Raw genomic sequence first — 19,466 nt, forward strand, 5'->3', positions numbered from 1 at the left:
GTGCGCGCGTGCATGGATTGATCGGTGCCGCTCCGGGCGATATCCAGGCAGCACATCGGTTCGGTGGCCATAATGAGGGAATGACTGCACCGCGCATCCTGGTCGTCGACGACGAACCGAACATCCGCGACCTGCTCATCACGAGCCTCCGCTTTGCCGGATTCCAGGTCAGGGCAGTCTCGAACGGCGCCCAGACGATCTCGGCCGTCCTCGAGGAGGAGCCCGACCTGATCATCCTCGACGTGATGCTTCCCGACATGAACGGGTTCAGCGTCACGAAGCGGCTCCGCGGCGCCGGCTATACCGCGCCGATCCTCTTCCTCACGGCGAAAGACGAGACCGAGGACAAGATCGCAGGCCTCAATGCCGGCGGCGACGACTACGTCACCAAGCCTTTCAGCCTCGATGAGATCGTGGCCCGCATCCAGGCGATCCTGCGCCGCACGATGCAGGCCGATGAAGAGTCGGTCATCCGCGCGGGTGAGCTCACGATGGACCAGGACACCCACGACGTCCTGGTCGGCGACGCGTCGATCGACCTCAGCCCCACTGAGTTCAAGCTGTTGCGCTACCTGATGCTCAACCCCAACCGCGTGCTGTCGAAGGCCCAGATCCTCGACCACGTCTGGGAATACGACTTCAACGGCGACGCGGGCATCGTGGAGAGCTACATCTCGTACCTGCGCCGCAAGATCGATCCGCACTCCACTGAGCCCCTCATCCAGACCAAGCGCGGCTTCGGCTACATGCTCAAGGCCGGCAAGACCGCCTGACGCGGTCCCTGATCCAAGGGGGCCGCCGCTCTGGACGAGAAGCACGCGAGGAAGACGGATGCGGTCACCCGAGGGTGGCGTGGCATCAGCCTGCGCGCGAAGGTCACAGGCGTCACCGTCACACTGCTCGCGGTAGGGCTCATCGCAGCCGGATTCGGCACGGCGATTTTTCTGCGCACGACTCTCATCGCCAATGTCGAAACTCAGCTCGATGCCCTGGCACGCACCGATGTCGCGGCGCCGCTGCTCGAGATCACGGCGACCGACGGTCAATTGCAGACCACGCCCGTCGACAATGCACCGCCGGTCGAGTACTTCGTCGCCATCTACGGATCGGCGGATGGTGCACTGGTCGGAACCGCTGGTGGCCGCGGTGGCCCCGAACCCGCGTTCCCCGAGACGTATCCCCTCGATCTCGCTCAGTCCAGGCAGCTGCAGCCGTTCTCGCTGTACTCGGCTGACGCAGAGTACGAGTTCCGCGCGGCGATCGCGGTGCAGGAATTGCAGGGCGCGGGTACTCTCTACGCGCAACTGGTGGCGCTGCCGCTCGCCTCGACGTATCAAGTCGTCGCGCAGTACATCGGCATCTACACCCTGCTCGCACTGATCATCTTGATCGCCAGCGCATTCCTCACCCGATGGCTGGTGACTCTCACGTTCCGGAGCCTCGGTCAGGTCGAGTCCACCGCCATGGCGATCTCCGCCGGCGACTTCAGCCAACGCCTCACCGACATCGAACCGATGACGACCGAGGTCGGTCGGCTGAAGTCGGCGATCAACGCGATGCTCGGGCGCGTCGATGCCGCCCTGTCGCAGCGCGATGCGTCGGTGCGGCAGATGCGGCGGTTCATCGGCGACGCGAGCCATGAGCTTCGCACCCCGCTCGTGACGGTGCGCGGCTATGCCGAGCTGTACCGCATGGGGGCGATCTCGGGTGACGAGGACGTGGCCCAGGCGATGGACCGCATCGAGAAGGAGGCGATGCGGATGGGAGTCCTCGTCGAGGATCTCCTCGCTCTTGCCCGCCTCGACGAGCGTCGCGATGTGATCATCGGTCCGGTCGACCTGCGGCCGATCGCGCGGGATGCCGCGCTCGATGTGCGCGCGACATCGCCGCTGCGTCCGGTGACTGTGATCGACACGACGATCGAGCACACGCCGGAGCCCGAGCCGCCGTCCGAATCCGAGGCCGAATCCGACCCCGAACCCGCCGCGGCCGCGCGTCGCCGCGGCGGACCCCCGACCTCCGCCATCGCGCGAGCGGGCGGCGGCGCGCTCTCGCTGCTGCGCCGCAAGCCGCGCCCCGTCTCGGCGGTGCAGGCATCCGGCACCGGCGAGATGCCTCCGGTATCTCCTGTCGCACCGGCCGCAGTGGGCGGAGCAGCACCGCCGATCGTGCTCGGGGATGAGAACCGCGTGCGTCAGGTGGTGGCGAACCTGCTCGGCAACGCGCGCAGGTTCACCGCCGAGGACTCGCCGATCGAACTGCGCATCGGCGTCGACGCCGCCGCGGGGATGGGCTGGATAGAAGTCGCCGACCATGGGGACGGCATCCCGGAGCAGATCCGCGACAAGATCTTCCAGCGCTTCTGGCGTGCCGACACCTCGCGCGCCCGCGAGACCGGCGGCACCGGCCTCGGGCTGTCGATCGTCGCCTCGATCGTCGAGGCGCTGCACGGATCGGTCTCGGTCGTCGAGACTCCCGGCGGCGGGGCGACGTTCCACGTCGCATTCCCGCTGGCGCAGGAGCGGGATGCCGCGGAGCACCTGCTGATCGAGACCCAGCCGCTCGACCGGCTGACGCCGCCGCCGGCGTGACGCCGGCTCCTCCCCAGCCCGGACGGCACCGCGTCGCGCCCCCAGCGCGCGGGGGTCGGTGCGCAGACCCGTTGCAGACGCGCCTAGCGTGGGACCCCCATCCCTCGAGCAAGGAGTTTCCCCATGGCCGTCTTCTCCGTCGACAGCGACCAAGTCTTCGCCACCACGGCCGCGGTGCGCGGCACCATCGATCGCCTGCAGGGTGAGACGCAGGCGATGCTGACCCAGCTGACCCAGCTGCAGGCGACGTGGACGGGCAGCGCCGCCGTGGCGTTTCACACCGTGGTCGATCAATGGCGCGCCACGCAGCGCCAGGTCGAGGACTCGCTCACCGGCATCAACGCCGCCCTCGCCGCCGCAGGTCAGCAGTACGCGGATGCGGAGCATGCTACGACGAGCCTGTTCCGCTGACCCGACCGGTCTTCTAGATCTTTGTCTACAACAGTGTCTAAACTGGCGTTCATGGACGAGCGAACGATCAGCGTCGGTCAACTGCGGCAGAATCCGACGGCGATGATCCGCGCCGTGCGTGCGGGTCAGCACTGGACGGTGACCGATCGTGGCGTGCCGGTTGCCGATGTCATTCCGCACGTGCCGCGCCAGTGGACTCCGATCGGCGACATCGCCGAGGCGCTGCGGAGGCTCCATTTCGATGGCGAGCTCGCCGCAGAAGTCGACGCGATGCGAGACGCCGAGACGATGACCGACCCGTGGAGCAAATCGTGAGGGCGGTGCTCGACACCAACGTGGTGATCGCCGGAGACTTCGGTGACTTCATAGACGGTGACTTCGATGTGGCGGTGACCTCGCTCACCTATGCGGAACTGGCGTGGGGCGTCTCGGCAGCGCCGGAGGAGGTCGCTCGCGCCGTGCGCGGAGCCGCGCTGCAGCGAGCACAGAAGATCCTTGGTCCGGGGCTCCCCTTCGACGACGACGCCGCAGCCAGCTACGGTCACATCACTGCGCTCATCCACGCCCGCGGCCGCGATGTGCGTCCTCGCGCAATCGATCTCATGATCGCCGCGATCGCCCACGCGAACGATGCCGCCGTGGTCACTCACAATGTCAGGGACTTTGCCGGTCTCGAGGGGCTGGTCGAGGTCATCCCCGCCTGAAACACGGAACGGCCCCTCCCGAAGGAGGGGCCGTTCCGTGCGTTCAGTCGTGCGGACTCAGTGGATCAGAAGTCCATGCCGCCGGTCGGGTCGCCCGCCGGAGCGGCAACCTTCTCGGGCTTGTCGGCGACGACGGCCTCGGTCGTGAGGAACAGCGCGGCGATCGACGCGGCGTTCTGCAGAGCCGAGCGCGTGACCTTGGCGGGGTCGATGATGCCCTGTGCGAACAGGTCACCGTACACGCCGGTCGCGGCGTTGAGGCCGTGGCCCGCGGGCAGCTCCGCAACCTTGTTCGCGACGACGCCGGGCTCGAGACCGGCGTTGAGCGCGATCTGCTTGAGCGGAGCCTCGATCGCGACGCGAACGATGTTCGCACCGGTCGCCTCATCGCCGAGCAGGCTCGTGAGCGCCTCGGTTTCGAACGCGACCTTGCCGGCCTGGATGAGCGCGACACCACCACCGGGGACGATGCCCTCCTCGACGGCCGCCTTCGCGTTGCGAACGGCGTCCTCGATGCGGTGCTTGCGCTCCTTGAGCTCGACCTCGGTCGCGGCCCCGGCCTTGATGACGGCAACGCCGCCGGCCAGCTTTGCCAGACGCTCCTGGAGCTTCTCGCGGTCGTAGTCGCTGTCGGTGTTCTCGATCTCGCGTCGGATCTGCGTGACGCGACCCTCGATCTGAGCGGCCTCGCCGGCACCCTCGATGATCGTGGTCTCATCCTTGGTGATGATGACCTTGCGGGCACGGCCGAGCAGGTCGAGGGTGGCGTTCTCGAGCTTGAGACCGACCTCCTCGGTGATGACCTGGCCACCCGTGAGGATCGCGATGTCCTGCAGCTGCGCCTTGCGACGGTCGCCGAAGCCGGGAGCCTTGACGGCCGCCGACTTGAAGATGCCGCGGATCTTGTTGAGCACGAGAGTCGCAAGCGCCTCGCCCTCGACGTCCTCGGCGATGATGACGAGCTCCTTGCCGTCCTGGATCACCTTGTCGACGATCGGCAGAAGATCCTTGATGTTCGAGATCTTCTGGTTCGCGATCAGGATGTAGGCGTCTTCGAAGACAGCCTCCTGGCGCTCCGGGTCGGTGACGAAGTACGGGTTGATGAAGCCCTTGTCGAAGCGCATGCCCTCGGTGAGCTCGAGCTCGGTGCCGAACGTCTGCGACTCCTCGACGGTGACGACGCCTTCCTTGCCGACCTTGTCGATCGCCTCGGCGATCAGGTCGCCGATGGTGGTGTCGGCCGCCGAGATGGATGCCGTCGCGGCGATCTGCTCCTTGGACTCGACGGGCTTGGCCGAGGCCAGCAGCTCGTCGGAGATGGCCTGGACGGCCTTCTCGATGCCCTTCTTCAGCGAGATGGGGTCGGCACCGGCCGCGACGTTGCGCAGGCCTTCCTTGACGAGCGCCTGAGCCAGCACGGTCGCGGTGGTGGTTCCGTCACCTGCGACGTCGTCGGTCTTCTTGGCGACCTCCTTGACGAGCTCCGCGCCGATCTTCTCGAAGGGGTCCTCGAGCTCGATCTCCTTGGCGATCGACACACCATCGTTCGTGATGGTGGGAGCGCCCCACTTCTTCTCAAGTACGACGTTGCGACCGCGGGGGCCCAGTGTCACCTTGACGGCGTCGGCCAGGATGTTGAGGCCGCGCTCGAGACCACGACGGGCCTCCTCGTCGAAAGCGATGATCTTAGCCATGTGTTTTTCGTCCCTCCCGGACGTTGCGATGTCTTAGCACTCAGATGAGTCGAGTGCTAATCCATTCTGGCACTCGACCCTACCGAGTGCAAGCCGCAACGACGGATGCGGCATCCACGGCGTCAGGAAACGTCGATACCCCGTCGCGACGCGCGACGGGGTATCGAACGAAACCGGTGAGAAAGCGGATCAGGCCACGACGCGAACGGACTCGGCCTGCGGACCCTTCTGTCCGGCGCCGACCGTGAACTCGACGGTCTGGCCCTCCTCGAGCACGCGGAAGCCGCTCATGTCGATGTTGGAGTAATGGACGAAGACATCCTGCCCATCAGCCACGGTGATGAAGCCGAAGCCCTTCTCGGCGTTGAACCACTTGACGGTGCCCTGGGTCATCTGAATCTCCTGTAATGCGGGGGAACAGGGCCATCGTATGCACGCGGATCCGCCCGCAATCACGGGAAGGGCAAGTGTTGACACACATGCATCGAAGTGTTTACCGGCGTGAAACACGCGACCGCCGATGGGTCAGGGCGAAGGTGTCGCGCTCGGCGGATTCGCCGTGCGGTCGAGTCCGATCACGATCACGAGCTGCTTGGCCTCGGGGTCGTCCACCGGCTGGTAGGCGTCGCTCTGCACGATCTTCGCGCCGCCGATCACCCCGGCGAGGCCCGCCGCGGCCGCTTCGTCGGCGGGCAGGTAGTAGTAGACGGTCGTCTCCAGGAAGTCGGTGGATCCTGCCTCACCGGCCGAGACGGTGTCTTCGGCCCACCCGGCGGCGACGACGACATCCTTCATCTGCGTCGCGAGCCCCTGCTCGGGCGTGGCGTTGAGTGCGAGCACGGCGTAGGACGGATCGACGACGGGCGTCACGACCGGAAGCGGAGTGGCGGTCGGCGTCGGAGTCGGGAACAGCACGACCCGGCCCGTCACCAGCAGCGTGCCGAAGATGCCGGCGGCGACGAGCACAACGGTGGCAAGGATCGCCCACAGCAGAACGACCCACCCGCGCATGCGCGGGTTCTCGGCACGATGGGCGCCGACCCGGCCCGCATCCGCGGGAAGGTCGTCGAAGCGATCCCGCGGGAAGGTCGTTCTCGGCACCCCACGATGGTACCCGGTACGCGGCTGATGCCTGCCTACGTCCGTCCGCGTCAGCGCGGTGCGCCGGCGGCGCGGGCGATCCGCGCCTGCCGTCGGGCATCGCGGATGCGCCGGAGCCGCTTGACGAGCATGGGATCGTACTCCTGGGCCTCGGTGGTGTCGATCAGCCGGCCGAGCAGCTGGTAGTACCGAGCCGGCGAGACTCCGATGTCGGCGCGGATCGCCTCCTCCTTCGCGCCGGCGTGCCGACGCCATGCGGCCTCGAAATCGAGGATGGCGCGGTCGCGGTCGGTCAGAGGCACGAGGTCACGCTAGCGCGCGTTGCGGGCTCCCGGGTCGCGCCACTCCACGAAAGCTCCGAGTGGGTCGACGGCCGCAAGGGCGCGGCCGTCACGGCGGAGCACGAACCCTCCCCACGCGGCCGGATCGATCGGCGCAACGCCCTCGAATCGAAGGTCCGGAGGGTCGATGGACACCCAGACCGCATCGATGTCGGCGATATTCGCAACGAGCCGGTCGCGGCCTTCCCGCGGGATGTGCGGGAGAACCCCGGGAGTGGTGATCACCAGTGTCGCGCCCGACGGAGCGAGCGCGGCCAGCGCCTGGAGCGCTGCGCGCTCCGTCGCGTCACCGCGCACCAGCAGAGGAGGGTCGGCGGCCGCGATGTCCAGTGCGGCCTCAATCCGCGCCGCGCGGCCCGCTTCCCCCGGCCACGCCAGACTCACCAGGAAGCGCCGGTCCTCGGCATCCGCTGCGTCGAGCGGGGCGAGGTCGATGCCTGCCCGCCAGACCACCTCCGGCATCCGCAACGACGGGCCGCCGCCACGCAGCGCCGAGTCGAGGATGACGGCCGATCGCCCGTCGCGAGGGTCGAGGTCGGGACCACCGAGGTACCGGTACGAGTAGCGGTCGGGGTACAGGCACAGGCCCGCGCTCGCGCCGACCTCGAGCAGCGCGACAGGACCGTCGATGGCGCTCAGTGCGGGCAGCAGCGCGGCGCACCGCAGCGGCTCGTTGGTCTGCAGGCTGTGTGCGGTGCACCCCGTGACCACATCGTCCGCGTGTTCGCGCACCCACTCGGCCCAGTCCCGGTACGACCGCTCCGGGGCGCCCAGAAGGCGCGTGACGGCGAACACCAGCGGCGGCTGCCGGTGCCTCGCCGGAATTCGGCCGAGGATCGCGGTCACCTCGCCGTCGGAGACGACTCCGGCCGCCCACTCGGCGTAGAGCTCCGATCGGCCGGGCGCCTCTTCGCGGGCGAAGCGGCCGAAGCGCTCGGCGACCTCTGCGGCGACCTCTGCGGCGACGGTGGCAGCGGCATCCATCGTCCCATTCTCGCGGAGAACGGGCAGTCGGCAGGGATCCCGGCGGCGACGGGTGGGGTTGAATGGACTCTGGCGAAGGAGGACCCCCGATGACCTACAGCGTGGAGAAGAGCGACGAGCAGTGGCGCGCCGAGCTGGATCCCGACCGGTACCAGGTGCTGCGTAAGGCGGCGACCGAACCTGCGTGGACGGGCGAGCTTCTCGACGAGAGCCGCGCCGGCCTCTACACGTGCGCGGCGTGCGGCGCGGAGCTGTTCCAGAGCGGCACCAAGTTCGACTCGCACTGCGGATGGCCGAGCTTCTACGAGTCGGTGCGTCCGGAGGCGGTCGAGCTGCTCGAAGACCGCACGCACGGGATGCTTCGCACCGAGGTGCGCTGCGCGGCGTGCGGTTCGCACCTGGGCCACGTGTTCCCGGACGGCGTGGGAACCCCCACGGGCGACCGGTACTGCATGAACTCGATCGCGCTCGCGTTCACCCCCGAAGCCGACGCGTGACCAGCGCTCTCGAGGCGGTGCGCAGCCGCCGCTCTTGGTCGAAGGTGACGGATGCCGCCCCCACGCGCGCCGAGCTGCTGACCCTGGTGTCGGCAGCAGGGCGCGTCGCCGACCACTCGTCGATGGAGCCCTGGCGGGTCATCGAGCTGCGCGGATCCGACCGCGAACGCCTGGGTCGGGCGATCAACAAGGCCGAAGGGCAGGGGGGCTCCTCCTCCAAACCGCTGCGCGCTCCCCTGCTGCTGGCGGTCGTGGCGACCTACCGCAAGAGCGACAAGGTGCCCCGCTGGGAGCAGGAGGCGGTCGCCTCGGGCGTCGCGCACGTGCTGAGCCTGCTGCTGGACGAAGCCGGCTGGGGCGTCATCTGGCGCACCGGTCACTACACGCGCAGCAAGGCCGTCGCCAAGCTGCACGGCCTCGCGAAGAACGAAGAGCTGATGGGGTGGCTCTATGTCGGCGGCAAACCACCGAAGGCACGCCCGGGTCGCCGCAAGGTCGTCGATGCGCGACGCCACTTCTCGCGCCTCCCCTCGGCCAAGCGTGTCGACGAAAGGGATCTGTCGGAGCTCGACGCCCAGGCGTAGCAGCTCGGGCGCGCCTGGTGCGGCTCAGCCCGCGCGGCGCAGCCGCCCCCACGGCACGGTCGCGACCACGACCGACAGCAGGGCGACGAGCACCATCGCAAGCTCTTGCACGGGGCCGGGGCTCGCCGGCGCGGGCCACAGCGCGTCGATCGCAACGGACGTGAGCAGCTGCCCGACGACCGCTCCGAGCCCGAGCAGAAGCACTCCGGTCTGAGCGACGAGCGCCGCAGACAGGAAGATGTAGATGACGCTCACGGGGCCTCCGGCATAGAGCCAGAGCTCTGCGGGCAGGTCCCGCGGTGCACCGACGATCGCCACGTGCACGGCTGCGGCGAACACGAGGATCAGCGTGCCACCGCTGAAGTTGACCAGCGTCGCGGTCAGCGGAGCCTTCACGCGCTGGTTCAGCCGGCCGTTCGTCGCCTGCTGCCAGCCGATTCCGATGCCGCTCGCGACCGGCAGCATCAGCATCCAGGCGGGAATGCCGTCGAGGCCGGAGCCGGTCAGTGAGATGCTGACCGCAACGAGCGCCAAGGCTCCGCCGGCGAGCCGCGGGAGTGTCACGGCCACGACCCCGGCCGGACCATAGCCGATCCGGTCCAGAATCAGGCCGGAGACCGCCTGGCCGGCGACCACTCCGACGGTGAACAGCGACACTCCGATGATGCCGACGGCGACGCCCTGGGTGGCGACCGTCAGCGCTCCCGCTGCGCCGCCCGCCAGCATCCACCACGGAATACCCCGCGAGCGGACTCCCGTGACCAGAGTCGCGAAACCCCGGCGGCCGGCGGGCAGGGCCAGGGAGAGAACGATCAGCACGGCCAGACCGGACCCGAACGAGATCGCCGCCGCGACCAGTCCATCGTCGATGCGAAGCCCGAGCTGCCCGTTGATCCTCGCCTGAACAGCCGTCAGCACACCCACCAGCACCGCCCCGCCGATCGCGATCCATGCGGGCACGCGGGCGGTTGTCACTCCCCCATCTTGCCGGGCGATCCGCGACGGCAGCGGCGCGACGCCGGTGACATTGACCTTCGAGCCAGGCGGCTGATGGAGCCGACGGTCTCTCACCGCGAGGCAAGATATGTGCGCCAGCCGCCATACGCACTGACATCCGGTGCGCCCTCGGTCGCGATGGGCTCGCAGAGGAATCCGTGGACCTCCTCGCCGCTCTCCAGGCGCACGGTTCCCAGTCCCAGCGGCGAGGCGATCCCGGCCAGGAACACTCCGACATTCTTGATCGGCAGGTCGTAGACCTCCACCTGGATCGCGGAGCCGCCCGTTGCGACACGGACCAAGCCCGGCTTGGCGGGAACGGTGTTCAGCGCGTAGAGGCGGTACTCGGGTGCCGTCGCAGTAGCGGTCCGCAGGCGAGCGTCCAGGGCGGTCAGTTCTCCATGCAGCGGCATTCCACTGAGGTGCGCACCGACGACCGCGATCGGCAGCGTCCGTTCGGCGGGGGGTGCGGGCGCCCGAGCCTCCTCGAGCCGGTGCGTGGAGCCGGGCCTGAGAACGCGCTCGAGTGCAGCGGCCACACCGTGCATCTGCGCATCGGCGCCCGCAGCCACGATCACCGATACGCCGAACGGACGGTCAGGACGGCCCGTCGCGGTGGGGATCGAGATCGCCGCGAGGTCCAGCAGATTGCCGAATGTCGTGTACTGCCCCAGGCGGGCATTGCGGTCGATCGGATCCGCGAGCATCTCTTCGACACTGAAGGTCGTCGGAGTGGTCGGCGCGAGCAGCGCATCGACTGGTCCCAGCACGTCTGCGGCATCGCGCTCCAGGGTGCGGAGGCGATCGATTCCGTCGAAGACGTCGACGCCCGACACCGTGCTCCCGCGTTGAAGCAGCGCACGGACCACGGGGTGAACGTGGTCGGGTCGCTCACCGAGAAACTCCGCCGTACCGGCGAGCCGTTCAGCGAGCCACGGCCCTTCGTAGAGCAGCCGGCCGGCTTCGGTGAATCCGGCGAGATCGACCTCGACCAGTTCCACTCCGGCCTCCGTCAGCTGTACGAGTGCGGCGATCCACGCCTGGTCGTAACCGTGCTCCTCGCTCAGTTCGGGCGCAATGGGCACCGCCAGGCGCAGGCCACGCGCGACGAACTCGTCGCCGACCGGTGCACGGAGCGCACGCGTCCACGGGTCCGCCGGATCCACGCCGGCCATGATGTCGACGATCGCTGTGGCTTCCCGCACGGAGTGGGCGAAGACGCTCACGCAGTCCAGGCTCCGGCACGCGGGCACCACACCGGCGGTGCTCACCAGCCCCCGGCTCGGCTTGTGGCCGACGATACCGTTGAGTGCCGCCGGGACCCGGCCCGAGCCGGCCGTGTCGGTGCCGAGCGCGAACGCCACCAGGCCAGCGGCGACGGCGACCGCGCTGCCGGAGCTCGATCCGCCAGAGATCATGCTCGGGTCGGAGACGGATCGCGGTATGCCATACGGAGACCGCGTTCCGTTCAGCCCGGTCGCGAATTGGTCGAGGTTCGTCTTGCCGACGAGGATGGCGCCCGCCTCTTCGAGCTTGCGCACGGCGGTCGCGGTCTCGACGGGGGTGTACGCGAAGCCCGGGCAGGCCGCGGTGGTCTCCCAGGCCACGACGTCGATGTTGTCCTTCACCGCGAATGGGATGCCCCACAGCGCCTGGGCAGGATCCGGTTCGGTCCCCAGCTCGGTCGCCGCTGCCAGCGCCCCCTCCAGATCCAGCGCGATCCAGACGCCGTCATCCCCGCGGGATCGGATGCGGCGCCCCACCTCGCGGATCACATCCGCGGGAGTGAGGGCGCCCGACCGATACGCATCGCCGAGGGCACCGACCTCGAAGACGCCGGCTGTGGCGAGAGGCGACCCCGGGATCGGGGCCGCCGTCATGCGATGCTTCCCTCGGCGAGCGAATCGAGAAGGGCGCTCGATGGTGCGATCGCCCCGAAGACTCCACCCTGCATGGTGATCATCTTCAGCGCCGCTTCGTAGTTGCCGACGTCGGTGGCGCCGGTGCAGTCGGTCAGGAGCAGGCATTCGTAGCCGCGATCGTTCGCGTCGCGCATCGTGGTGTGCACGCACACGTCGGTCGTGATTCCGGTCAAGATGATGTGGGTGATGCCCCGATTGCGCAGGAGCAGATCCAGGTCGGTGGCATAGAAGGAGCCCTTGCCCGGCTTGTCGATGACCAGTTCTCCCTCGATCGGGGCAACCTCGTCGACGATCTCCCATCCGGGCTCACCGCGCGTCAGGATGCGCCCGCACGGCCCGTCGTCGCCGATGCCGGCGCCGATCTGCTTCGAGCGCCAGAGCTTGTTCGGCGGGCAGTCCGCCAGGTCGGGGCGGTGGCCCTCCCGCGTGTGCACGACATACAGACCGGCTTCTCGCGCAGCCGCCAGGACTTTCTGAGTGGGGCCGAGGCCTGCTCGGGTGAGGTTGAGGTCGTAGCCCATCCGGTCGACGTAGCCGCCGACGCCGCAGAAGTCGACCTGCCAGTCGATGTTGATGAGCGCCGTGCGCTCGGGACGGAATCCGCCGTCGAACGGCCAGCTGTACGGCTCGGCGGCGACCGGGCCGTAGACGATGCCGGTCTCGACCGTGGTGGGTGCACTCATGCTCGTTCTCCTTCTTGCGCGTAGGCCTCGACGACCTGCGCGGTAGTGCCGACGGCTCCGAAGATCCCGCCGGACATCTCGATCATGGAAACGCTGTTCGCGACGAGGTCCGTCTCGCCCGGAACGCACGCGTCGACGACGAGGAGGCACTCGAAGCCCATGTCGTTCGCGGTGCGCATGGTGGAATGCACGCTCGTCTCGAGCCATGCGCCGACCAGGAGGAGCCGCTCGATTCCGGCTCGGCGCAGGATGCTCTCGAGCGGACTCCCGAAGAAGCCGTCCACGCCCTGCGAGGAGACGGTCGCATCGGTGGGAATCTCACCCGTCCCTTCGGCGGAGAAGGCCGAAGCCGCGCCGCCGAAGGGACGGGTGGAAGGTACGCGGCGGGTGAGGACGCGTATCGCGATGCACCCCGCCCGCCGCAGGGTGGCGACCACGACCTCCGCATTGCGCAGCCCGCCGTCATCGATCGCGCCCGAGTCCCCCGGGGCTTCGACCACCAGAACCGCAGTTCCGGTGGCATCGAGCACCCCGTTCCATGGCCAGGCATACGGCGTCGTCTGTGCAACATGACCGGTGCGAATCCGGTCGTCGGTCGTGGTCGCCATCGGTCACTGCGCCAGGTTGCCGACGACACCCTGGACGAAGTAGTCCATCGCGTCGATCTCGGCGTAGTCCGGAACCACACCGGCTGCGACCACCTCGGTACCGTCCTGCGCGAGCACGGGACCGGCGAAGGGCGAGCCCTCGTCGGTCGCCAGCCAGGCCTCGGCTTCGTCGATCGACGCGATCGTGTCCTCGGTCACGGACGGGCCGAATTCAGCGAGGACGAACGGGTTCGTGCCGGTCTTGTAGCCGACGCGGTAGTTCGCGTTGAACTCGCTGCCGGTGAAGTCGCCGGCCAGGATCGTGTCGACGATCGAGGTGTACAGCGGCGCCCACTCCCACACCGCGCCGGTCAGCCAGCCCTCCGGGGCCAGTTCGGACGCATCGGCATGGTAGCCGACGGTGTACGCACCGGCCGCTTCAGCGGCGTCGATGACGGTCTTGGTGCAGTCCTGATGCTGGGTGAGCACGTCCACGCCCTGGCTCAGCAGGCTGCTCGCCGCGTCGCGCTGGGCCGCCGGGTCGCACCAGCTCGAGGTGGCGACCGTGATCGTCTCCACACCGGGGTGCACGCTTTCGGCGCCGCGCTGGAAGGCGTTGATGTTCGCGATCGTCTGCGGGATCGGGAATGCGTAGACATAGCCGAGCTTGCCCGACTCGGTTGCCGCGCCCGCTGCGATGCCGGCGAGGTACATCGGTTCGTACACGGTGCCGAAGTAGGTGCCGTCATTGGGCAGGATGTCCTCTTCGGCCATCGTGTTGCCCTGCTGGACGACGACGACATCGGGGTGATCCTCGGCCACCTGCTGCGCCGCATCCAGATGGCCGTAGGAGGTGGCGAAGATGATCTTGGCCCCGCGGTCGATCATCTGCTCCATCGTCGTGGCTGCCGTGTCGTCCTCGGGCACGTTCTCGGCGGTCAGGATCTCGAGGTCGGGATATTCGTCCGCCAGAACCTGGGATGCCTCGTACACCGCCTGGTTGTACCCGTAGTCGTCCTTGGGGCCGACCATGATGAAGCCGATCGCGGTGCCGCCGACGCCGGGTGCGTCGGCCGCCGCGTCGGATCCTGAGCCGGCACCGCCGGTGCCTGCCGGCGAACAGGCGGCGATGGCCAGGACTGCCGCGGTGAGTCCGGCCGCGGCCAGAAGCCGCGGGGTAATGTGTCGCATGGTGTTCCTTTCGGGTTGCCGGGCTGGTCCCGGCGCGGTCCCCCGCCCAGCTGCAACTGAGCGGGAGTGATGAAGGGATGAGGAGTGTGGTGCTTTCGACGGCCTGGCCTGAGCGCTAGGTCGTCGGTGGGCCGTTCTCGAACACCCGTTTGAGCTCGGCGGGCGCAGCAGAGATGGTGCGCCTGCCGAGTACGGCGAGAACGACAAGGGTGAGCACGAACGGGATGACGTGCAGCGCGAACTGGTTGATCCCCACTCCGCGCGCCTGCAGCGCCGGTCCCAGTGCGAGGGCCGCTCCGAAGAGATACGCGCCGCCCATCACCTTGATCGGTGACCACGAGGCGAAGATCACGAGCGCGACCGCGATGAACCCTCGGCCGGCGACCATGTTCTCGAACCAGGAGTTCGTATAAGCGATCGAGAGCTGCGCTCCGCCGACCCCGGCGAGGAATCCGCCGGCGGTCACCGCGGCGATCCGGATGCGCTTCACGTGGTACCCGTTGACCGTCAATGCGTCCGAACGCTCGCCCGCGGTGCGAATCAGAAGACCCCACTTCGTGCGGAAGAGGATGAACCACACCGTCGGGACGGCGAGGTAGCTGAGGTAGACGAGCGCGTTCTGCTCGAAGAAGATCGGGCCGATGAAGGGAATATCGCTGAGCACCGGGATCGCCCAGACTTCGAACGGTGTGATGGTGCGCCCGACGTACGCGGCGCCGAACAGGGAGGTGAGTCCGAGTGCGAGGAACAGCATCGTGAGGCCGCTGGCGAACTGGTTCGCTCCGCGCCAGACCACCAGAAGGGCATGCAAGAGAGACAGAACGGCGCCGATCAGGCCGCCCACCAGTGCCCCCAGCCAGGGGTTGCCCGTGTCGGCGGCGACCATGTATGCGGCGAGCGCGCCGAGCAGCATGGACCCCTCGGTGCCGAGGTTGATGACGCCGGCGCGCTCCGAGATCGTCTCGCCGAGCGCGGCGTAGAGGATGGACGTGCCTCCGCGGACACCGCCGGTCAGGACGTCGATGATGAGGTTCACAGTGCCGCTCCCTTCTTCTGGGTGAAGCCGAGGACGGCGATCAGGATGAACGCCGTGAGGATGCCGACGGTGGCGGCGGGCAGCTGGGCATCCAGCTGCAGACTGTCGCCCGCGACCGCGAGCGCGGCGAAGACGAACGAGGCCAGGAGGACCGGCAACGGGCGGTGACGGGCGAGCCAGCTCGCCAGGAATCCGATGTAGCCGATCTGGAGCCCGAAGCCCGAACGCAGCTTGTACTCGATTCCGGCGAACTGGATCATGCCGGCGATGCCCGCAAGGGCCCCGCCCACCAGAAGCGCGGACAGAATCAGCACCGGGACGTTCAGCCCGGCGCGACGGGCGGCTTCGGCGTTGCCGCCGACGACCGACAGCTTGAAGCCCCAGCGGGTGTACTTCAAGACGAAGAACACGGCGATCGCGGCGACGACGGCTATGACGATTCCGATTCCGATTCCGAGGCCGGAGATCTCCGGCAGCTTGGCGGTGTCTGCGAGTTCGCGGGACGTGGGCTGGCCTGAGGGATCCTCGCGCCAGGGCTGGTAGATCAGGAACAGCAGCAGATCCAGGGCGACGAAGTTGAGCAGAAGGGTGCTGACGGCCTCATTCACCTGGAAGACGAGGCGCAGCATCCCCGCGATCGCCGCCCATGCCGCGCCGCCCAAGATTCCTGCCAGCACCATCAGGACCATGACCGCTTCACCGGGCAGGAACTGGTCGGTGGCGAGCGCGACACCTGCGGCGGCGATCGCCCCGACGATGAGCTGCCCTTCACCACCGACGTTCGACATTCCCGCACGGGCCGGAACGACCACTGCCAGCGCTGCGAGGGCGATCGGCGCCATGGTGTTGAGGATCTCGACCAGCGACCGAGGCCGCACGAACGTCGAGACCCACATGTCGCCGAACACCTCGAGCGGGCTGGCCCCCTTGAACACGATGATCACGCTGAAAGCGGCGAGCGCACCGAGGATCGCCACCGTCCAGCGCACGACAGCGGGGGCGGCCTTCTTGCCGGTCGAGAGCCATTCCGGCTGCGCGGTCGGCGGTGCGTCGGTGAGGGTCATGCCACGCCTCCCAGCATCAGTCGACCGATGTGCTGCCGGTCGTAGTCGGCGGGCAGCACCTCGCCGGAGAGGTGTCCGTCGTGGAGCACGACGATGCGATCCGCCATTGCCATGAGTTCGTCGAGGTCTTCCGAGATCATGAGAACGCCGGCGCCGCCGGCCCGGCGATCCAGTAGAACCTGCTGCGTTCGCCGTACGTTGGAGATGTCGAGGCCGCGGCTCGGATAGGCGGCGACCACCAGCGTCGAGTCGGCACTCAGCTCCCGCGTGAGGATGACGCGCTGGATGTTGCCACCGGACAGCTCGAAGAGCTTGCGCCCGATCGGCGCGATGCGCAGCCCCAGACGTTCGTTGCTCTCGGCGGTCTTGGAGGTGATGCGCGCCCAGTCGATCCCCCACCTCTTGCGCGGCAGCGGGCGACCGTCCAGCGGCATGTGCTCGAGCACCGTCAGCTGCGTCACGACCGAGTCGGCCACGGGATCCTCGGGGACACTGACGGCACCGGCATCGATCGCCTTCCGCGGAGTAGCGGCGGCAAGACCGGCGATCTTCACGGTTCCGCTCGTCACGTCACGCAACCCGGTCGCGACCTCGCACAGTTCGCGCTGACCGCTTCCCGCAACGCCCGCGACCCCGACGAGCTCACCACGTCGCACCGTGAGCGAGATCGACTTGAGAGCCTCGTGACCCTTGTCACCCCGTGAGCTCACCCCTTCGAGCGACAGCGCGTGCTCGGCATCCGAATCGACCGCCGACCGTTCGACGGGCAGCGCCGGAACGGCGTGACCGACCATGGCCGTGATGAGCTGCTCGTCCGTGTACTCGCCCGGCACGACGCCTTCGAGGATCGGGACTCCGCCGCGCAGCACGGTGACGCGATCGGCGATGGCGCGCACCTCGTTCAACTTGTGGGTGACGATCAGGATGCCGAATCCCTGCGATCGGAGCCGGTCGACGACACCGAACAGGGCCTGCACCTCCTGGGGCGCGAGGACGCTGGTCGGCTCATCGAGGATCACCAGCCGGGCACCGGTCATGAGGACCTTCAGGATCTCGGCCCGCTGCCGCTCGCCGATGGAGAGGTGCTGCACGAGTGCGCGCGGCTCGACCGCGAGCCCGTACTCTTCGCTGGCCGCCGCGATCCGCTTCGCGAGAGCCCGCGGACGGAGGATCGCTCCCACGTCGAGGGAGAGCGCCATGTTCTCCGTCACCGAGAGGGCGGGGACGAGCCGCAGGTCTTGGAAGACCATCCCGATGCCGAGATTGCGCGCCTCGGCCGGCGAGCCGAGGCTCACTTCGGTGTCGTCGATGAGCATGCGACCCGAGTCGGGCGTGTAGACGCCGTAGATCATCTTCAAGAGGGTGCTCTTGCCGGCGCCGTTCTCGCCGACGAGCGCATGCACCTCCCCGGGGAGCACGTCGAGGCTCACGTCGGTGTTGGCCTTCACCTCGGCGAAGTGCTTCGTGAAGCGCTCGACACGAAGTATCGGGACGAGCGCGGTGGAGCTTTCCGGTTCGTTTGGAGCACCCACGACGTTCGTCATCTGTCCTACCTCCGCCTGCTTCTGAGCCGCATCATCTTGGTCATCGCGCGGGCGGCGCGCTCTTCGACGACATCGAGAGAGATCCCGATGTGTCGGCGCAGCAGGTCCGCCGCCAGATCGATCTCGTGCGCGATCACCGCGTCGAGGATCTCGAGGTGCTCGGCGATGCTGATCTCGATGCGCTCGGCATCGAGGAAGTCGTGCATCCGGACGGGGCGGATGCGGATGTTGACGCTCTCCAGCGTCTCGGTGATGACCAGATTGCCCGAGGCGCGCGAGAGCCCGACGTGGAAGGACTCATCGAGCTCGATGAAACTGCCGTCCGCAGGCGGCGGGCTCGCCTGGATCAGGAGCCACTCCTCCCGCAGCGCCTGCAGGAGCTCGGCATCGTGCTCCACTTCGTCTTCGGACGCACGGAGTATGCCACGCAGCTCGAGAGTCAGACGCAACTCGTACAGGTCGCGAAGATCGATGAGGTTCGGCTCGGCGACATAGTAGCCGCCGTCGTCGTAGCGGCTCAGGATGCCGTCCGAGTCGAGGCGCGCGAACGCCTCCCGGACCGGCGTTCGCGACACGCCCAGCTGCTCCGAAATGCCCTCCTCCGGGAGCCGCTGCCAGAACGGGAACTCGCCTTCGAGTGCCATCCGGCGGATCTCGAGGTATGCCGCCTCCCGACGCGAGCGCGCGGCGCGCTTGCGGCCCTTCATTCCTGTATCCGATGTCGGATCCGAAGTCGTATCCATAGAGGCGAGGATGGCCCATCACTGTTTCTTCCGCGGTCGCGCCAGGTAACGAGTGTGTTTCGCAATCTCACTGAGGTACGGTCCGCATGACGATCGGCCATCCGCAGGAGGCCGCTAGCGTGTGTCCATGGGTCAACGGATCGTCCTGCTGCACGGAGTGGCAACCACCGCGGCGATCTGGGACAGGGTCATCGCATCGCTCGGCGTGCTCGGAATGAGGGATGTCGTCGCCATCCAGCGGCCGTGCACCGGATCGCTCACCGACGAAGTCGAGGCGATCGCCCCGCTCGCGAAGGGGGCGCTTGTGGTCGGCCAGAGCGGCGGAGCCACGCTCGTCCTCGCGCTCGCCTGCTCAGGCCATCCGATCGCCGGTGGGATCGCCCACGAGCCAGCGGTGGGCAGCCTGCTTCCCGCGCTTCTCGCCCCGGCCGCCGCCGCGTTCGCCGAGCGGGGGGTCGATGGACTCGGCTCGACACTCTACGGTCCCACGTGGTCATCGGATATGGCGGGCGGCGATCTGTCAGCGATCCCCCGCGAACTCGCGATGTTCCGCTCCTTCGAGCCCGCCCCGGTGCCCGCAGGACAGGGACGCGTTCTGGTCACCGTAGGAGCGATGTCGCCGCCGATCCGCCACGAAGCCGCTGATGCCCTGCACACCAGACTCGGTTACCAGGTCGCCACGATCGAGGGTGCGTCGCACTTCGCAGCATGGGACGCCCCGACCGCGTTCGCCGAGACGGTCGCTGCGCACCTGGAGCGGAATGGAGCCGACTACGGGACTTGAACCCGTAAC

22 protein-coding genes are annotated in these 19,466 nt (G+C 68.2%); 8 read left to right on the forward strand and 14 right to left on the reverse strand.

Annotated elements, in window-relative coordinates:
* Positions 1 to 80 precede the first annotated feature (80 nt).
* The 5 genes from QZV84_RS10240 to QZV84_RS10260 all read left to right on the forward strand — a co-directional run bounded on the left by QZV84_RS10240 (position 81) and on the right by QZV84_RS10260 (position 3,706).
* Positions 81 to 773, forward strand: a complete 693-nt coding sequence (locus QZV84_RS10240) for a response regulator transcription factor (RefSeq protein ID WP_091708831.1) — start codon at positions 81 to 83, stop codon at positions 771 to 773.
* A 165-nt stretch (positions 774 to 938) separates the two neighbouring features.
* On the forward strand, positions 939 to 2,591 hold the full coding sequence (locus tag QZV84_RS10245) for a HAMP domain-containing sensor histidine kinase (protein WP_292829152.1): 1,653 nt from the start codon (positions 939 to 941) through the stop codon (positions 2,589 to 2,591).
* Between the two features lie 123 nt (positions 2,592 to 2,714).
* Positions 2,715 to 3,002 carry a WXG100 family type VII secretion target gene (locus tag QZV84_RS10250; protein WP_292829112.1) on the forward strand — a complete coding sequence of 96 codons (288 nt, stop codon included), beginning with the start codon at positions 2,715 to 2,717 and terminating at the stop codon, positions 3,000 to 3,002.
* A 51-nt stretch (positions 3,003 to 3,053) separates the two neighbouring features.
* Positions 3,054 to 3,317, forward strand: coding sequence for a type II toxin-antitoxin system prevent-host-death family antitoxin (locus QZV84_RS10255; protein WP_292829114.1), 264 nt, complete (start codon positions 3,054 to 3,056; stop codon positions 3,315 to 3,317).
* The gene (locus QZV84_RS10260; RefSeq protein WP_292829116.1) at positions 3,302 to 3,706 is read left to right on the forward strand and encodes a PIN domain-containing protein; all 405 of its coding nucleotides are present in this window, start codon (positions 3,302 to 3,304) and stop codon (positions 3,704 to 3,706) included. Before QZV84_RS10255 ends, QZV84_RS10260 begins: the two co-directional genes overlap by 16 nt.
* A 65-nt stretch (positions 3,707 to 3,771) precedes the next feature.
* On the opposite strand, the gene groL is transcribed toward QZV84_RS10260, so the two are convergent.
* The 5 genes from groL to QZV84_RS10285 all read right to left on the reverse strand — a co-directional run bounded on the left by groL (position 3,772) and on the right by QZV84_RS10285 (position 7,826).
* Positions 3,772 to 5,400, reverse strand: a complete 1,629-nt coding sequence (gene groL, locus QZV84_RS10265; RefSeq protein WP_292829118.1) for a chaperonin GroEL — start codon at positions 5,398 to 5,400, stop codon at positions 3,772 to 3,774.
* Positions 5,401 to 5,589: 189 nt separating this feature from the next.
* Positions 5,590 to 5,793, reverse strand: coding sequence for a cold-shock protein (locus QZV84_RS10270; protein WP_292829120.1), 204 nt, complete (start codon positions 5,791 to 5,793; stop codon positions 5,590 to 5,592).
* A 132-nt stretch (positions 5,794 to 5,925) separates the two neighbouring features.
* The gene (locus tag QZV84_RS10275) at positions 5,926 to 6,501 is read right to left on the reverse strand and encodes a LytR C-terminal domain-containing protein (protein WP_292829122.1); all 576 of its coding nucleotides are present in this window, start codon (positions 6,499 to 6,501) and stop codon (positions 5,926 to 5,928) included.
* 50 nt (positions 6,502 to 6,551) lie between these two features.
* Positions 6,552 to 6,803 (reverse strand): DUF3263 domain-containing protein, encoded by a 252-nt coding sequence (locus QZV84_RS10280; RefSeq protein ID WP_292829124.1) that lies wholly within the window; start codon positions 6,801 to 6,803, stop codon positions 6,552 to 6,554.
* Positions 6,804 to 6,812: 9 nt separating this feature from the next.
* A complete protein-coding gene (locus tag QZV84_RS10285) occupies positions 6,813 to 7,826 on the reverse strand; it encodes a DUF2332 domain-containing protein (RefSeq protein WP_292829126.1) in 1,014 nt (337 codons plus the stop codon).
* A gap of 89 nt (positions 7,827 to 7,915) precedes the next feature.
* Between QZV84_RS10285 and msrB the strand changes: the two genes are divergently transcribed.
* Positions 7,916 to 8,323 carry a peptide-methionine (R)-S-oxide reductase MsrB gene (gene msrB / locus QZV84_RS10290; RefSeq protein ID WP_292829128.1) on the forward strand — a complete coding sequence of 136 codons (408 nt, stop codon included), beginning with the start codon at positions 7,916 to 7,918 and terminating at the stop codon, positions 8,321 to 8,323.
* Entirely contained in the window at positions 8,320 to 8,907 is a 588-nt protein-coding gene (locus QZV84_RS10295; protein ID WP_292829130.1) for a nitroreductase family protein, read from the forward strand. The genes msrB and QZV84_RS10295 overlap by 4 nt, the downstream gene beginning before the upstream one ends.
* A gap of 24 nt (positions 8,908 to 8,931) precedes the next feature.
* Here QZV84_RS10295 and QZV84_RS10300 read toward each other — a convergent pair whose 3' ends face one another.
* The 9 genes from QZV84_RS10300 to QZV84_RS10340 form a co-directional block, all read right to left on the reverse strand.
* Positions 8,932 to 9,882: a DMT family transporter gene (locus QZV84_RS10300; RefSeq protein ID WP_292829132.1), complete on the reverse strand. Its 951-nt coding sequence runs from the start codon at positions 9,880 to 9,882 to the stop codon at positions 8,932 to 8,934.
* A 92-nt stretch (positions 9,883 to 9,974) separates the two neighbouring features.
* A complete protein-coding gene (gene atzF / locus QZV84_RS10305; RefSeq protein WP_292829134.1) occupies positions 9,975 to 11,783 on the reverse strand; it encodes an allophanate hydrolase in 1,809 nt (602 codons plus the stop codon).
* Positions 11,780 to 12,508: an isochorismatase family cysteine hydrolase gene (locus QZV84_RS10310; RefSeq protein ID WP_292829136.1), complete on the reverse strand. Its 729-nt coding sequence runs from the start codon at positions 12,506 to 12,508 to the stop codon at positions 11,780 to 11,782. Before QZV84_RS10310 ends, atzF begins: the two co-directional genes overlap by 4 nt.
* Positions 12,505 to 13,116, reverse strand: a complete 612-nt coding sequence (locus QZV84_RS10315) for an isochorismatase family protein (RefSeq protein WP_292829138.1) — start codon at positions 13,114 to 13,116, stop codon at positions 12,505 to 12,507. Before QZV84_RS10315 ends, QZV84_RS10310 begins: the two co-directional genes overlap by 4 nt.
* Positions 13,117 to 13,119: 3 nt before the next feature.
* Complete coding sequence (locus QZV84_RS10320; protein ID WP_292829140.1) at positions 13,120 to 14,286, reverse strand: BMP family ABC transporter substrate-binding protein; 1,167 nt, start codon at positions 14,284 to 14,286, stop codon at positions 13,120 to 13,122.
* 115 nt (positions 14,287 to 14,401) lie between these two features.
* Positions 14,402 to 15,322, reverse strand: coding sequence for an ABC transporter permease (locus tag QZV84_RS10325; protein WP_292829142.1), 921 nt, complete (start codon positions 15,320 to 15,322; stop codon positions 14,402 to 14,404).
* Entirely contained in the window at positions 15,319 to 16,386 is a 1,068-nt protein-coding gene (locus QZV84_RS10330) for an ABC transporter permease (protein WP_292829144.1), read from the reverse strand. Before QZV84_RS10330 ends, QZV84_RS10325 begins: the two co-directional genes overlap by 4 nt.
* Positions 16,383 to 17,930 carry an ATP-binding cassette domain-containing protein gene (locus tag QZV84_RS10335; protein WP_292829146.1) on the reverse strand — a complete coding sequence of 516 codons (1,548 nt, stop codon included), beginning with the start codon at positions 17,928 to 17,930 and terminating at the stop codon, positions 16,383 to 16,385. The genes QZV84_RS10330 and QZV84_RS10335 overlap by 4 nt, the downstream gene beginning before the upstream one ends.
* Positions 17,931 to 17,935: 5 nt before the next feature.
* Positions 17,936 to 18,637, reverse strand: coding sequence for a GntR family transcriptional regulator (locus QZV84_RS10340; RefSeq protein ID WP_292829148.1), 702 nt, complete (start codon positions 18,635 to 18,637; stop codon positions 17,936 to 17,938).
* Between the two features lie 163 nt (positions 18,638 to 18,800).
* Here QZV84_RS10340 and QZV84_RS10345 point away from each other — a divergent pair, with 163 nt between their 5' ends.
* A complete protein-coding gene (locus QZV84_RS10345) occupies positions 18,801 to 19,457 on the forward strand; it encodes an alpha/beta hydrolase (RefSeq protein ID WP_292829150.1) in 657 nt (218 codons plus the stop codon).
* Positions 19,458 to 19,466: the final 9 nt, after the last annotated feature.

Source organism: Microbacterium sp., assembly GCF_011620715.1.
Classification (GTDB): domain Bacteria; phylum Actinomycetota; class Actinomycetes; order Actinomycetales; family Microbacteriaceae; genus Microbacterium.

What these genes read in the sequence shown, in the direction of transcription:
- QZV84_RS10240 (WP_091708831.1), top strand. Translation starts at nt 81, where the DNA reads ATGACTGCACCGCGCATCCTGGTCGTCGACGACGAACCGAACATCCGC.
- QZV84_RS10250 (WP_292829112.1), top strand. Translation starts at nt 2,715, where the DNA reads ATGGCCGTCTTCTCCGTCGACAGCGACCAAGTCTTCGCCACCACGGCC.
- QZV84_RS10255 (WP_292829114.1), top strand. Translation starts at nt 3,054, where the DNA reads ATGGACGAGCGAACGATCAGCGTCGGTCAACTGCGGCAGAATCCGACG.
- groL (WP_292829118.1), bottom strand. Translation starts at nt 5,400, where the DNA reads ATGGCTAAGATCATCGCTTTCGACGAGGAGGCCCGTCGTGGTCTCGAG.
- QZV84_RS10270 (WP_292829120.1), bottom strand. Translation starts at nt 5,793, where the DNA reads ATGACCCAGGGCACCGTCAAGTGGTTCAACGCCGAGAAGGGCTTCGGC.
- QZV84_RS10285 (WP_292829126.1), bottom strand. Translation starts at nt 7,826, where the DNA reads ATGGATGCCGCTGCCACCGTCGCCGCAGAGGTCGCCGCAGAGGTCGCC.
- msrB (WP_292829128.1), top strand. Translation starts at nt 7,916, where the DNA reads ATGACCTACAGCGTGGAGAAGAGCGACGAGCAGTGGCGCGCCGAGCTG.
- atzF (WP_292829134.1), bottom strand. Translation starts at nt 11,783, where the DNA reads ATGACGGCGGCCCCGATCCCGGGGTCGCCTCTCGCCACAGCCGGCGTC.
- QZV84_RS10310 (WP_292829136.1), bottom strand. Translation starts at nt 12,508, where the DNA reads ATGAGTGCACCCACCACGGTCGAGACCGGCATCGTCTACGGCCCGGTC.
- QZV84_RS10315 (WP_292829138.1), bottom strand. Translation starts at nt 13,116, where the DNA reads ATGGCGACCACGACCGACGACCGGATTCGCACCGGTCATGTTGCACAG.
- QZV84_RS10320 (WP_292829140.1), bottom strand. Translation starts at nt 14,286, where the DNA reads ATGCGACACATTACCCCGCGGCTTCTGGCCGCGGCCGGACTCACCGCG.
- QZV84_RS10330 (WP_292829144.1), bottom strand. Translation starts at nt 16,386, where the DNA reads ATGACCCTCACCGACGCACCGCCGACCGCGCAGCCGGAATGGCTCTCG.
- QZV84_RS10335 (WP_292829146.1), bottom strand. Translation starts at nt 17,930, where the DNA reads ATGACGAACGTCGTGGGTGCTCCAAACGAACCGGAAAGCTCCACCGCG.
- QZV84_RS10340 (WP_292829148.1), bottom strand. Translation starts at nt 18,637, where the DNA reads ATGAAGGGCCGCAAGCGCGCCGCGCGCTCGCGTCGGGAGGCGGCATAC.
- QZV84_RS10345 (WP_292829150.1), top strand. Translation starts at nt 18,801, where the DNA reads ATGGGTCAACGGATCGTCCTGCTGCACGGAGTGGCAACCACCGCGGCG.